Source organism: Rugamonas aquatica (assembly GCF_009380215.1).
Lineage (GTDB): Bacteria > Pseudomonadota > Gammaproteobacteria > Burkholderiales > Burkholderiaceae_D > Rugamonas > Rugamonas aquatica_B.
In genome coordinates this window covers 79072-92677 of the sequence record NZ_WHUG01000018.1, presented here as the reverse complement: position 1 = coordinate 92677, position 13606 = coordinate 79072, and the positions used below count along the sequence as shown (strand labels likewise).

Here is a 13606-nt window from a genome sequence, read left to right as displayed (position 1 = left end):
GGTGCGCTATGAGATGGCTAAAACCACCATCATAGCAAAGCGAAGGGAATTTGCCCGATGCGTATGCTATTTGGGCGGTTATTTCATCGCCGGCAATTGCCGGGTCGATCGGGCGACGGTGGTCGGGGCCGGATGCGCCCCGGTTTCGTCGATGCTTACTATCGGCAACACTTGCAAGCCGGGAATGCTGATCTGGCCGTCGTCCACGACCCGCAGGGTGTTGACCGTGCTACGGCCGGCCGGCTTCGGGGTCGCCTCGACTGCGGCGCCCGGCGCCAGGCCGGCACGCTTCATTTCCTCCAGATGCTTGTCATGCATCATCAATTGATTCGCAATGGAAAACCATGTTTCGCCGGCGATGGCGTTGCGGGCGATGGCGAACAGTTCCTGCTCTTCCTTCTCCAGCCGTTTCAGCAGCGAGGAGCAGAAGGTTTCGATACTGTCGCAGATCAAATTGACCTGGTCGTCGCGCACATCGGCCAACGAACCCAGTTTGTCTTGCAACATGCGGATCGACAGCAGCGCGGACTGGTTCAAGCGGTTGAGCTCGTCCAGCAACTGGTCTGCACGTTCGGTCGCTTCGCGCAGCGCGGGGATCAGGTACATCTCGGTCTTGCGCCAATGACAGGCCTGGTACAGGCTATTGAGATTCTCGCAGGCATATTCCAGCTGCGACAGGGTGATGCGGTTTTGATGCATCAGCGTGGAGCGCACATACTTTTGGAAAGATAACAAACTGAGGCGGACACTGGCGTGTTCCACCGACAGTGCTACCAGAGTATATGTGGCAGTTAACATTCTGACTCCCAAAGCTGAAGTTGCGGGCGCCCGGATGAGCGGCAAGAGCGGAAGTAAAAGTGTAAATAAAGCCGACAAACACGCCTTGAGCTAGAACAAACATGCTCCCCTGCGTTATGCACTCCAATATATAACAAGCCGGCGGCGAACGCTATCGCAAAGACAACTGAAGTCGCACCATTCCCGCTTCAGGATGCGGCAATACCACGCCGCCGAAATGCCGTACCAGTTTTTGCACGCCCAGATTCTCGGCCAGCGCGTCGCCGACGATCTCGCCCGTGCCCTGGCTGCGGAAATAATCGATCAATTTCTGGAACAAAATGTAGCCCAGCCCCTGCCCTTTCAAATCGGAACGCACGATGATGGCAAATTCGGCGGACTGGTTGTCCGCATCGGCCACGGCGCGCACCACGCCCAGCGTTTCCGGCTCGCCGCCGGCGCTGTTGCGGGTGGCGATGAAGGCCATCGCGCGGTCGTAGTCGATCTGCGTCAGCCGCGCCAGCTGGGCCGGCGGCAGCTCGCGCATGGCGGTAAAGAAGCGCAGCCGCACATCGTCCGGATCGAGCGCGGCGAAGAACACCTGGTGCTGCGGCGCGTCCTCCGGCCGGATCGGCCGCAGCAGCAGGCGACCGCCGCGCCAGTCGATTTCCTGCTCCAGCTCCAGCGGATACGGACGGATCGCCAGCGCCCGGCCACGGCGCACCGGCGCCAGCTGCACGCGCGCGGCCAGCGCCACCACGCCGCCGCCGATGGCCAGCAAGGGATTCAAGTCCAGCTCCGCCAGCTGCGGCAGGTCGGCCAGCATGTCGGCCACCTGCACCAGCGTGCGGCACAGCGCATCGGCGTCGGCGTCGGTCTGGCCTTGCGCCAGCAGGCGCGCCACGCGGGTGCGGCCCACCATGTCACGCGCCAGCACCATGTTCAGCGGCGGCAGGCCGGCCACACGATCGGCCGCCACCTCCGCCGCGATGCCGCCCTGGCCGAAGAACACCACCGGCCCGAACACCGCATCGGTGCCGATCTGGATGCGGGCGGCGGCCAGCGTGGCGCCGGTCAGCGCCGCCTGCTGCGGCGTCGCCAGCGCGATGCCGTAGGCCGCCAGCAGCGCCCGCGCATCCTTGTCGGACAACTCGCTGCGGCCGGCCGCCAGCGCCTCCGTCACCAGGGCCTGCGCCGCCGCGCGTTCCGGCGCGGCGGTGGCGGGCAGGCGCGCCGGCACTTCCATCAACAGCTCCTGGTTGCGGCGGTACTGGGCGATCTGCAGGAAACCATGCACGGCTTTTTCCGGCGTGTCGTAAGTGGGCAGGCCGGCGTCGGCGAACACTTGGCGCGCGGCCGCCGCCGAACGTCCGCCCAGCCAGCAGGACAGCACGTTCTTCGAGGCCGAACGCATCATCGGCGCCACCGCCGCCGCAATCAGGCTGCTGGGCACCATGGCGGTCGGCGCGTGCAGGAACAGCAGCGCGTCGGCCTGCTTCTCGCGCAGCAGCGCTTCCACCGCGCTGGTGTAGCGCTCGACCGGCACGTCGGCCAGCAAGTCGACCGGATTGGCCAGCGGCGCGTCGGCGCGGCGCAGCAGGCGCAGCGTGTCGGCCGACAGCGGCGCCAGTTGGGCCCCGCCGCACGCCAGCGCATCGGCGGCGATCAGGCCCAGGCCCGCGCCGTTGGTCAGCACGGCCAGCCGCTCGCCGCGCTGCGGGCGCTGGCGCGCCAGCGTTTCGACGGCGTCGAACAGGTCTTCGGTGGAGTACACCCGCAGCATGCCGGCGCGGCGGATGGCGGCGTCGAACACCAGGTCGGCGCCGGGCGCGGCGTCGCGCCCGACCTTGAGCACGATCACCGGCTTGCCGCGCGCCGCCAGCCGTCCCGCCGACATGAACTTCCGGGCGCTGCTGACATCCTCGACGCACAGCAGGATAGCCTCGGTGTTGGCGTCGCCGGCCAGATAGTCGAGCAGGTCGCCGAAATCGATGTCGGCGCCCTCGCCCATGGCGACGAAGCGCGAGAAGCCGATGCCGCGCAGGCTGGCCCAGTCCAGCACCGCCGTGCCCAGCGCGCCCGATTGCGACACGAAGGCCAGCTTGCCGGGATCGGCGGCGATATGGGTGAAGCTGGCGTTCAGGCCCAGCGCCGGCGACTGCAGGCCGACGCTGCCCGGCCCCAGCACGCGCAGCAGATGCGGCTTGGCCGCCTCCAGCATCGCCTGCTGCAGGCTGCGGCTGCCGGCGCGCAGGTTCTCCAGCCCCGCCGTCATGACGATGGCGGCGCGGGTGCCGCGCGCGCCCAGTTCCGCGATCAGGCCCGGTATCGTCGACGGCGGCGAGCACAATATCGCCAGGTCCGGCGCATCGGGCAGCGCCGCCACGCGGGCGTAGCACGGCAGGTCGTGCAGACGCTGGTGCTTGGGATTGAGCGGCCAGATGGCGCCGCCGTCGCGGGCGAATCCGGCTTCCACCAGATTGGCCAGAACCCGCGTGCCGATGCGCTGCGGGTTGTCCGATGCGCCGATCACGGCCACCGAGCGGGGTTGGAACATGCGGTCGAGATTCCTGATGCTCATGTGGCGATGCCCCTTGTTACCAGCGTGAAGCGTGATCCTCGGTCACGCCCATCATCTGCGTGACCATGCGTTTGGGTTGGTCCGGCGCGCTGCGCACCCAGCCGGTGAAGGTGCCGATCGGCTGCAGATAGCGGCTGGCCGCCACCACCAGGTTCTTGTCGTCGCGGCGCGCGCCTTCCGGCGTGAAGTACAGTTCCAGCAGATCGTCTTCGGTGAAGATGTGCCAGGTCGACAGCGGGTCGCTGCTGTCGTAGATGAAGTGCGCGGGCGCCAGCGCGTGCACCTGGCCGTCCAGCCACAGCGCGTTTTCGTGGCCGCCGAAGTAGCCCGCCTGCAGATTGAAGCCCAGCTCCAGATTATGCGCCGAGGCCCAGCGCCACGCGGTGTTGCGCGCCAGCAGACCGTTGGAATAATCGAAGCTGGCGACGCCGCCGGTCAGCGGATACTCTTCGCGGAAGGTGCGCACCTCGCCGCGCAGCGGCAGGCCGGACGACTTCTGCGTCGCATGCACCGAGCCCTGCTCGACCGGCCCGGTGGCCAGCAGCAGCGGCGCGCCGCCGGGACCGAATTCGGCGTCGATCTCCAGATAGTCGCAGCGCAGCGTCAGGCTGTAGCTGCCGTCGGCGCGGCTGTCGATGGCGATGCTGCTCTTGCGGGTCTTGAAGCGGCTCGATCCGCCGGCGTGATCGGCCAGCCGCGCCGACAGGCCGGGCAAGCCGTCCTGCGCGAAGTTGGCCAGCATGTCGCCGTCGTTGCGGTCGAAGGCGTAAGCGAAGGCGGTGCTGGTCCAGCCCAGGTCGACGATGGCGACCGCGCAGAACACCTGCTCCGTGCACAGCGCCACGTAGTGCCAGCGCTTGTGGTGAAAACGGCGCCAGAAACGGCTGCGCGCAAACGGCGCGGCCAGCTTGCTCCAGTCGATATGGCCGACCTGGCCCGCGTAGCGGCCGAACAGCGGTTGTCCGTCGGGGCCCAGCAGGCTGGCGGGGGCGGCGGGCAGACTCATAGAACTCCTACTATCATGCGGCTTCCATTTCTTTCGTGTCTTTCGTGTTGAGGTCCAGCGCGGCGCGCAGCAGCGGCGCAAAGCCTTCCGGCGCGGCGTGGACGATCTGTATGTCGGGGCATTCGTGCCAGTTGGCCAGGCGCTGCAAGGCGCCGGCGATGTCGCGCACGAAGCGGTCGCTGATGCGCGCGCCGGGTTCCAGCACCAGCGATTTCAATTCGAACACGCCGCCGCGCCGGTGCGCCTTGGCGTCGACCCGGCCGACCAGCGCGCCGCGCCGCAGGATGGGCAGCGTGAAGTAGCCGTAGCGGCGCTTGTCGGCCGGCGTGTAGCATTCGAGCCGGTAGTCGAAGCCGAACAACTCCAGCGCGCGGCGGCGGTCCCACACCACCGGGTCGAACGGCGACAGGATGGTGGTCAGCGTCGGCGCCAACGTGCCGGCGGCGGCAGCGGCCAGCAGCTCGGCGTGGTCCGGGTGGACGTAGATCGGATCGTCCCAGTCGTCGACCCAGGCGCGCAGCAAGGCGCCCTGCCCGGCCAGTTCTTCCGGATCGAGGCGCGGCGGCTTGGTGCGGAAGTAGTCGCTGATCCAGCCGGCGCGGGCGCAGCCCATCGCCTTGACGGCCTTGAGCACCAGCGTGCGGCGGGTGTCGTCGATGTGTGGCATGCGGCTGTCGTCCCAGCCGGGCAGCACGCGCTCGGCCAGGTCGTAGATGCGCTGGAAGTTCTGGCGCTCGGCGATCATCAGCGCGCCGGCGGTGAACAGCACTTCCAGCGAACGCTTCTCCGGCTTCCAGCTCCACCAGCCGCCGCTCTGGCCGTCGGTGCGCTCGAAGTCGGACGAACGGGTCGGGCCGTTGACGCGGATGTGATCGAGCACCGCGTCGACCTCGGCGCGGCGTTCGCGCATCCAGGTCTCCGAATACTTCCAGCCCATCGCCGCCGGATCGAGCATGCGGTGGCGATACAGGCCGTAGTCCTCGATCGGCACGAAGCAGGCCTCGTGCGCCCAGTACTCGAACAGCTGGCCTGCGGCCAGCGCCTGCTCCAGCCAAGGCTGCGGGTAATCACCCAGACGGCTCCACAACACCAGATAGGGGCTGCGCGCCACCACGTGGATGGTGTCGATCTGCAGCACGCCCATTTGCCGTATCGCGTCCACCACGTCGGCCTGGCGCGCCTTGCGGCGGCGCGGCTGCAGCAAACCCTGCGCCGCCAGATGCAGCGCCCGCGCAGCGGCCAGGCTGATTATCAATTCGGTCATGAGCGCTATTCTAATAAAGAAATCAACATTGCCTGTGATCGGAATGGGGTTTTTTTTGACCTGCCAGCCACAAACGTGACATTTCCGTGCAGAATATCCACAGATGGCGTGCCGCTACCATTTCGCGGGGAATGTAGACTTTCGATGAACCACTTTGCCACTCGCCCGATCGTGATGTTTTTACGCCGCCTGTACCGGGCGGTCCTGCTGCCCGTGTTTGCGCTGGCGCTGCTGGCGGCCATGTGGGCGGCGGTGACTTATCAGATCGGCCAGGAAAAGCAAACCGCGCGCAACGAGGCGGTGCTGCACAGCCAATCGCTGGCGCGTACGCTGGCCGAACACACCAACCATCTGCTGCGCCAGGTCGACCATGCGACGCAGCTGTTCAAGCTCAAATTCGAGGAGACCGACGGCGCGCTGCGGCTGGCCGAATTCACGCGCCGCAATGGCCTGCTCGATTCGCTGCTGCCGTCCAAACTGGACCTGCCGCTGGCCTTGCTGGGCCCTGACGGCCGCCTGATCGACAGCCGCAACGGCTACTTCGCGCCGGACCAGCACGACCAGGCGTTCTTCCGCCAGCATGCCGCAAGTCCGGTCGACACGCCGCAGGTATCGACGCCGGTAGTCGAGCCGCGCACCAAGAAATGGCAGATCCTGATTACGCGGCGGCTCAATGACCATCGGGGCGAATTCGCCGGCGTCATCATGGTGATGGTCGATCCGGCCTCCTTCGTCGAAGACTACGACCGCATGAACGTCGATCCCGGCGGCGCGGTGCTGCTGGTGAGCCGCGAGAACGGCATGTCCACCGCCCGTGTCGACGAACAGCTGGTCATCAGCGATGCGATCGATTTCACGGCGGCGCAAGGCGGCGCTCAGCAGCCCGACGAACTGCTGCTGGCGCGGCCGTTCGACGCCGTCGAGCGCATCTACGGCTATACCGAGATGCCGCGCTATCTGCTACTGGCGGTGGTCGGCAATCCCGTCGCATCGGCGATGGCGCGCTTCGAACAGCGCCGCAACGTCTACTACGGCGCGGTCGCCATCGCCTCGGTGCTGGTGCTGCTGTTTATCGGCCTGCTGATGCAGCAGGCTTACCGGCTGCGGCGCAGCGCACGCATGATTACCGAAGCGCAGGCCATGCTGCGCGCGGCGGCCGACGCCAGCATGGACGCGGTCTACCTCATCAAAGCTTGCCGCGTGCGCGGACCGGGCAAGGAGATCGTCGACTTCACCATCGCAGACCTCAATGAACGCGGCGCCGCGCTGCTGGGCTCCACCGCCGAAGAGGTCAAGGGCAAGCGCCTGATCGAAGTGCTGCCGGCGCTGCACACCAAGGGCTTCATCGAAAAATACAAGACGGTGCTGATCTCCGGCCGTCCGCTGGAGGAGGAATTCGAGGTCGACTTCCTGCCGGGCAGCGACCATCTGTGGCTGCACCACCAGATCGTCGCCATCGAAGAAGGCGTGGCCGTCACCACGCGCGACATCACGCCGCGCAAGGAGGCCGAGCTGGCGATGCGCAAGAACCAGGCGGAGCTGGCTGCCGTCAACGACGCCTCGCCGCTGGGGTTGATGCGCGCCGATCCCGCCGGCCACTGCACCTACGTCAACCGCACATTCGAATTCATCACCGGGCTGACGCGCGAGGAAGCGCTGGGCGACCAGTGGATGCGCGCCGTGCACCCGAACGACCGCGAGGTGCTGAAGGCGGCCCTGAAACACATGGCCAAGACCCGCGTCCCCTTCCAGGACACGGTGCGCTGCGTGCACCCCGACGGCATGATGATCTGGATATCGTTCAAGATCGCCGCGATGGTGGTGGACGGCCATATCTACGGCTACGTCGGCACGGTGGACGACATCACCCACGTGCGCAAGTCCGTGATGGCGCTGCGCGAAAGCGAATCGCGCCTGCGCACCATCGCCGATACGCTGCCGGCGATGGTGGCCTACATCGATTCGGAAGAAATCTACCGCTTCCACAACGTCGCCTACGAGCGCGAATTCAATCGCACCGGCGTCGCGGTGCTGGGCAAGTCGATCGAGGCGACCATGGGCACGGAGCGCTACCAGTTCCTGGCGCCCTACATCAAGCGCGCGCTGGCCGGCGAGACGCTGACCTTCGAGGAGGACGATTCCGCGGCAGCCGTGGACCGCACCTTCGAGGTGGTCTACATCCCGCAGATGGACGAAGACGGCGTGACGGTGATCGGCTTCCACGTCATGCGGCAGGACATCACCGCACAGAAGCGCGAGAAGCTGCGCCTGCTGAAACTGTCGCAGGTCGACGCGCTGACGGGGCTGACCAACCGCGCCGGCTTCCTGCAAAAACTCCAGGACGCGATGGCCGCAAGCCGCGAGAGCCACAGTCTGATGGCGGTGATGTACATGGATATCGACCGCTTTAAACCGGTCAACGACACCTTCGGCCACAGCGTCGGCGACGCGCTGCTGAAGGCGTTTTCGGGCCGGCTGACGCACGCCATGCGCGCCAGCGACACCATCGCCCGGCTGGGCGGCGACGAGTTCACCATCATCATGGAGCGCGTCGCCCGCTTCGACGACGCCGCGGCGCTGGCGGCCAAGATCGTCGCGGCGATGCAGCCGCCGTTCGACCTGGATGGCACGGTGGTGTCGATTTCGGCCAGTATCGGGCTGGCCTACTACCGCGACGAGGATGTCTCCCCGGCCGAACTGCTGAACCGCGCCGACGTGCTGCTGTACGAGGCCAAACAGGGCGGCCGCAACACCTACCGCGCCGGCCCGGCGCTGCCGCCGGCGGCCAGCAACGCGGCCTGACGGGCCGCCACGGCGCGGCGACGCCACTTTTATCAACTCGTCCGACGCCATCTTGCGCTATATTGTGCGCTTCCCGGCTGTTTTGACTACACACCTTCATGCGTCTGCTGCACACTTCCGACTGGCATCTCGGCCAATCCCTGCATAATTTCGAGCGTAGCTACGAGCACCAGCGCTTTCTGGACTGGCTACTGGACACCCTCGTCGCCGAACAGGCGGACGCGCTGCTGATCGCCGGCGACATCTTCGACAACGCCAATCCGTCGGCGGCGTCGCAGAAGCAGTTGTACCGATTCCTGCAACAGGCCAAGGAGCGCCTGCCGCATCTGAACCTGGTGGCCATCGCCGGCAACCATGATTCGCCGGGCCGGCTGGAAGCACCGGGGCCGCTGCTGGAAGCGCATGGTACCCGGGTGATCGGCAGCGTGCAGCGCAAGGCCGATGGCGAGATCGACATCGAACAGCTGGTGCTGCCGCTGACAGGCCGCAGCTGCGCGGTGGAGGCGTGGTGCCTGGCCGTGCCTTTCCTGCGTCCAGGCGACGTGCCGCGCATCGCAGAGACGGAAGACGGCGCAGATCCTTATCTGGCGGGCATCGCCCTGCTCTACCGCCAGACGCTGGAACTGGCGCTGAGCAAGCGCGCGGAAGGCCAGGCCATCCTGGCGATGGGCCACTGCCACATGGTCGACGGCCAGATGTCCAACGATTCGGAGCGCCGCATCGTCATCGGCGGCACCGAGATGCTGCCGGCGGGGATCTTCGACCCGGCCATCGTCTACGCGGCGCTGGGCCATCTGCATCTGGCGCAGAGCGTCGGCAAGCAGGAGCACATACGCTATTGCGGCAGCCCGATCCCGCTGTCGTTTGCGGAGGTGGGCTATCAGCACCAGGTACTGCGCATCGACATCGACGGCGCGGCCGTGCGCGAGATCGTGACGCTGCCGGTGCCGCGCGCGGTCGAACTGCTGCGCGTTCCCACCAAACCCGCGCCGCTGGCGCAGGTGCTGGAGGAACTGGCGGCGCTGGACGTGGCGCCGGCAGAAGCAGAACAGCAGCCCTTCCTTGAAGTGCGGGTGCTGCTGGACGCTCCGGAGCCGGGCCTGCGCACGCGCGTCGAGGCGGCGCTGGACGGCAAGCCGGTGCGGCTGGCCAAGATCGAAACCTCCAGCGCGGCGCGCAGTGCCTCCATCGACGACGACGTGATGACGCTCGACCAGCTGGAGCAGCTGAAGCCGGACGACATCTTCCGCCAGCTGTACCGGCAGCGATTCGACAACGATGCGCCACCCGACCAGCTAAGCGCCTTCGCGGAACTCATGCTGACGCCGGGGCAGCCATGAGAATCCTGAGAATCGGCGGTAAGAACCTGGCCTCGCTGGCGGGCGAATTCGGCGTGGACTTCGAGCAGGAGCCGTTGGCGTCCACCGGCCTGTTCGCGATCAGCGGGCCGACCGGCGCTGGTAAAAGCACGCTGCTCGATGCCCTCTGCCTGGCGCTGTACGACGCTACACCGCGCCTGTTGAAGGTCGCAGGCCGCAGCTACCTGGCCGATGTCGGCGCGGAGACCGTGTCCACGCAGGACACGCGCACGCTGCTGCGCCGGGGCACGGCGGAAGGCTATGCGGAGGTGGACTTCGTCGGCAACGACGGCGCCTCCTACCGCGCCCGCTGGAGCGTGCGCCGTTCGCGCACCAAGGTCGAAGGTGCGCTCCAGCCGACCGCCATGACATTGCATCTGCTGCCCGCCCTGCAACCGATAGGCGGCACCAAGACCGAAGTCAAGGTGGAAATCGAGAAGCGCATCGGCCTGTCGTTCGAACAGTTCACGCGGGCCGTGCTGCTGGCGCAGAACGAGTTCTCGGCCTTCCTCAAGTCCGAAGACAACGAGCGCGGCGAGCTGCTGGAGACGCTGACCGGCAGTACCGTCTACACCGAGATTTCGATGCGGGCCTTCGAGCGCGCCAAGCTGGAACAGGCGGCCCTGCAGAACCTGAATGCCCGCCTCGCGGATCAGAAGCCGTTAAGCCTGGAGCAGCGCGGCGAGCTGGAAGCACAGAGCGTCGCAGCAACGGCAGCACTGCAGGCGCTGGAGCAGCACAAGGCAGAGCTGGAGCAGGAGCTGCGCTGGTACAAGCAGGCCGAGAAGCTGGCCGAGGACGAACAACTGGCGCAGCAAGCCAGCCAGGCCGCCATCGCCGACGTGGAGGCAGCCGCATCGCGCCGCACCGCATTGGCGCGCATCGCCGCCGTGCAGCCGGCGCGTCCGCTGGCCGACGATATCCGTCGCATCGCCGCCGACATCGCCGCCACGCAGGCCGCCATCACGGCCGGCATGCAGGATGCCGTCTTGGCGGCGCAGGTATTGGAACGCGCCATGGCGGCGCAAGCACAGGCAGCAGCGCAAGTGCAAGAAGCGGAATCCGCCCAACGCACCGCAGCGCCGCGACTGGATCAGGCAAAGGCACTGGACACACGCATCGAAGCCATGCTGCCCGCGTATCGCCAGGCTTCCGCCACGTGCGAACAGGCCGACCAGGCCGACGCCGTCGCCCGCGCCGCGCTGCAAGAGCGCCAGGACGAACGCAAACGTCTCGGCGCGCAGCACGAAGCCGGCGTCGCGTGGCTGGCGCAGCACAAGCAATGGCAGACGATGGCGCAGTCGTGGGAGCGCTGGGATGTGCTGTTCGTGCAGGCCGGCCAGGCCGCCGCGCAAGCCGAGAAGCTGAACACCGCGCTGGCCCGCGTGCAGCGCAACGCCAGCGCGCACCGCGACGACGAGGCGGAAGCCAGCGCCAAGCTGGCCGCATCCGGCGCCGCTTTGCAAACGCTGGAAGCGCAGCGCCAGGAAGCGGCGCGCGTGCTGGCGGCCCTTCCGGCCGAGCAGTTGCAGGCATCGCGCCGCGATCTGGAGCAGCGCCGCGATCAATTGGCCTCGGCTGAAAAACTCTGGATCGAACTCGATGCGCGCCAGAGCCGTCATACGCATATCGAAACCCAGTCCGCGCAGCTGCGGCAGGCAGTGGCTGCGGCCGAGGTGCAGTTGCAGGCGGCCCAGCAGGAAGGCGTCGGCATACTGGCGACCTTCTCGCAAGCCGAGCGTTCGCTGAAGCTGGCGGAAGCCGCTTGCGCCAAGAATGTGGAATCGCTGCGGGCTACGCTGGAAGATGGCACGCCCTGCCCTGTTTGCGGATCGCCGGAGCACCCGTATCGGCAGGACGACGGTGGTTTGCACGCCTTGCTGGCCGAGTTGCAGGCCGATGTCGCCGGCTGCCGCCAGCGGATGGAGGCCAACGTCAATCGGCAGGCGGCGCAGCGCGCCACCGAGCAGGCCAGCCTGGAACAACTGAACGCATTGGCGGCCGAGGGCCGCACGGTGGCGCAGGCGCTGGAGCGCGTCGCCGCTGCATGGCAATCGGCGTCGCTGCCGCCTGCGCTGCCGCCGGAGCCTGAGCGCACCGGCTGGTTCGTCGAACAACTGGAACAGGTGCGTGATGCGCTGCACGCGATCGAACGACAGGAAGGTGCGCTGCACGCTGCACGCATCGTCCGCGACCAGGCGCAATCCGCCTGCGATCTGGCGGCGGCCGAGCATACGCGTTTGCAAGGCATGGCTTCACATGCGCAGACCGCGCTGGCGCAAGCCAATGCGGAACACAAGGCGCTCGACGATCAGCGCATCGAAGTCGCGCTGACGCTGGGCGCCCTGCTCTCCGATCTGGACCCGGCCTTCAGCGGCGGCGACATGCCGAGCGAGGAATGGAAGGACGACTGGAAGGCCGGCCCGGCACGATTCCACGAAGCCCGTCAGGCCGAGAGCCGGCAATGGCTGGCGCAGCGCGCAGCGCATGACGGACGCGCCGCCGTCATCGCCACCATCGACGTGGAAGTGAAGGCGCTGGGCGAGGCGCAGGCCAAGGCTGGCATGGACGCCGTCAACGCCCGTGTGGCCTACAGCAGCGCGGACGCCGCGCTCAAGGATATGCAGCAGCAGCGCATGGCGCTGTGGGACGGCAAGGAAGTGCGCGATGTCGAAGCGGCGCTCATCGCTGCCATCGACGCGGCCCGGGAGCGGCTGGCGGGCTTGCAAACTGCCGCGCAGCAGGCGGCCCAGGCGCGCGTCCGCGCGGACGAGGCGCTGGCCCAGGCCGCGCAACGGCTGGCAGCGCTGCATGGCGCGTCAACCAAGGCAGCGGCAGCACTGTCCGATTGGATCGCCGCATTCCACCAGCGCCAGCCTGACGCCGGCCTGCGCGATCTCGATCACCTGCACGCGCTGCTGGCGCATTCGGCCGACGATGTCGACGCCGAACGCGCCGCGCTGCTAGCCATCGACCGCGCCGCCGACAACGCCGCCGCAGTGCTCAAAGAGCGCCAGCGCCAGCGCCAGCAACACCAACTGTCCGCGCCGCCCGCCGGCAGCGAGGCACCCGACGCGTTGCAGGACGTCGCCGAAGCGAATGCCGTCGAGCCGCGCAGCTCCGCCCCCGGCGCCGCCCAGTCGCCGATCGCCCTGCTGGCCTCCGCCCTGAACGCGCTGATGGCCGAACGCAAAACCGCCCACGACACCGCCACCGCCCTGCAACTCTCGCTGGCGCAGGACGACGCCAAGCGCCGCCAGTCGCAAGCCATGCTGGCCGAGATCGAGCGGCAGGAAGCAATCGAACAGCGCTGGGCGCGCATGAGCGACCTGATAGGCTCGGCCGACGGCAAGAAGTTCCGCAACTACGCCCAGCAGTTCACGCTGGACGTCCTGCTGGGCTACGCCAACGCCCACCTCAATCACCTCTCGCGCCGCTACCAGCTGGAGCGCATCGACAACCCAGCCGCACCATCACTGGCGCTGCTGGTGCGCGACCAGGACATGGGCGGCGAGATGCGCTCGGTGCACTCGCTGTCCGGCGGCGAATCGTTCCTGGTCTCGCTGGCGCTGGCGCTGGGACTGGCCTCGCTGTCGTCCAACCGCGTGCGCGTCGAATCGCTGTTCATCGACGAAGGCTTCGGCAGCCTGGACGCCGAAACCCTGCGCGTGGCAATGGACGCGCTGGACGGCCTGCAAGCGATGGGCCGCAAAGTCGGCGTCATCTCGCACGTGCAGGAGATGACTGAGCGGATCGCCGTAAAAATATTGGTCCAACCTTCGGCGGGCGGCAAGAGTACCGTCACAGTGCAGTAGAAT

7 protein-coding genes are annotated in these 13606 nt (G+C 67.3%); 3 read left to right on the top strand and 4 right to left on the bottom strand.

All coding sequences use genetic code 11. From position 1 onward, the window contains the following. Positions 1-78: 78 nt before the first annotated feature. The 4 genes from GEV02_RS28915 to GEV02_RS28900 all read right to left on the bottom strand — a co-directional run bounded on the left by GEV02_RS28915 (position 79) and on the right by GEV02_RS28900 (position 5628). Positions 79-798, bottom strand: coding sequence for a hypothetical protein (locus tag GEV02_RS28915; RefSeq protein WP_152841302.1), 720 nt, complete (start codon positions 796-798; stop codon positions 79-81). 151 nt (positions 799-949) lie between these two features. After that, positions 950-3358 (bottom strand): bifunctional acetate--CoA ligase family protein/GNAT family N-acetyltransferase, encoded by a 2409-nt coding sequence (locus GEV02_RS28910; RefSeq protein WP_152841301.1) that lies wholly within the window; start codon positions 3356-3358, stop codon positions 950-952. Positions 3359-3374: 16 nt separating this feature from the next. Beyond that, positions 3375-4364, bottom strand: a complete 990-nt coding sequence (locus GEV02_RS28905; RefSeq protein WP_152841300.1) for a DUF2804 domain-containing protein — start codon at positions 4362-4364, stop codon at positions 3375-3377. 13 nt (positions 4365-4377) lie between these two features. After that, entirely contained in the window at positions 4378-5628 is a 1251-nt protein-coding gene (locus tag GEV02_RS28900) for a winged helix-turn-helix domain-containing protein (RefSeq protein WP_152841299.1), read from the bottom strand. A 144-nt stretch (positions 5629-5772) separates the two neighbouring features. On the opposite strand from GEV02_RS28900, the gene GEV02_RS28895 reads away from it, so the two are divergent. The 3 genes from GEV02_RS28895 (at position 5773) to GEV02_RS28885 (ending at position 13603) form a co-directional block, all read left to right on the top strand. Further along, a complete protein-coding gene (locus GEV02_RS28895; RefSeq protein ID WP_235923027.1) occupies positions 5773-8430 on the top strand; it encodes a sensor domain-containing diguanylate cyclase in 2658 nt (885 codons plus the stop codon). A 98-nt stretch (positions 8431-8528) separates the two neighbouring features. Next, positions 8529-9770, top strand: a complete 1242-nt coding sequence (locus tag GEV02_RS28890; protein ID WP_152841298.1) for an exonuclease SbcCD subunit D C-terminal domain-containing protein — start codon at positions 8529-8531, stop codon at positions 9768-9770. Further along, positions 9767-13603, top strand: coding sequence for an AAA family ATPase (locus tag GEV02_RS28885; RefSeq protein WP_152841297.1), 3837 nt, complete (start codon positions 9767-9769; stop codon positions 13601-13603). The genes GEV02_RS28890 and GEV02_RS28885 overlap by 4 nt, the downstream gene beginning before the upstream one ends. The last annotated feature ends 3 nt before the right edge of the window (positions 13604-13606 follow it).

Coding starts and splice junctions, on each gene's coding strand:
- GEV02_RS28915 (WP_152841302.1), bottom strand. CDS start 798: ATGTTAACTGCCACATATACTCTGGTAGCACTGTCGGTGGAACACGCC.
- GEV02_RS28910 (WP_152841301.1), bottom strand. CDS start 3,358: ATGAGCATCAGGAATCTCGACCGCATGTTCCAACCCCGCTCGGTGGCC.
- GEV02_RS28905 (WP_152841300.1), bottom strand. CDS start 4,364: ATGAGTCTGCCCGCCGCCCCCGCCAGCCTGCTGGGCCCCGACGGACAA.
- GEV02_RS28900 (WP_152841299.1), bottom strand. CDS start 5,628: ATGACCGAATTGATAATCAGCCTGGCCGCTGCGCGGGCGCTGCATCTG.
- GEV02_RS28895 (WP_235923027.1), top strand. CDS start 5,773: ATGAACCACTTTGCCACTCGCCCGATCGTGATGTTTTTACGCCGCCTG.
- GEV02_RS28890 (WP_152841298.1), top strand. CDS start 8,529: ATGCGTCTGCTGCACACTTCCGACTGGCATCTCGGCCAATCCCTGCAT.
- GEV02_RS28885 (WP_152841297.1), top strand. CDS start 9,767: ATGAGAATCCTGAGAATCGGCGGTAAGAACCTGGCCTCGCTGGCGGGC.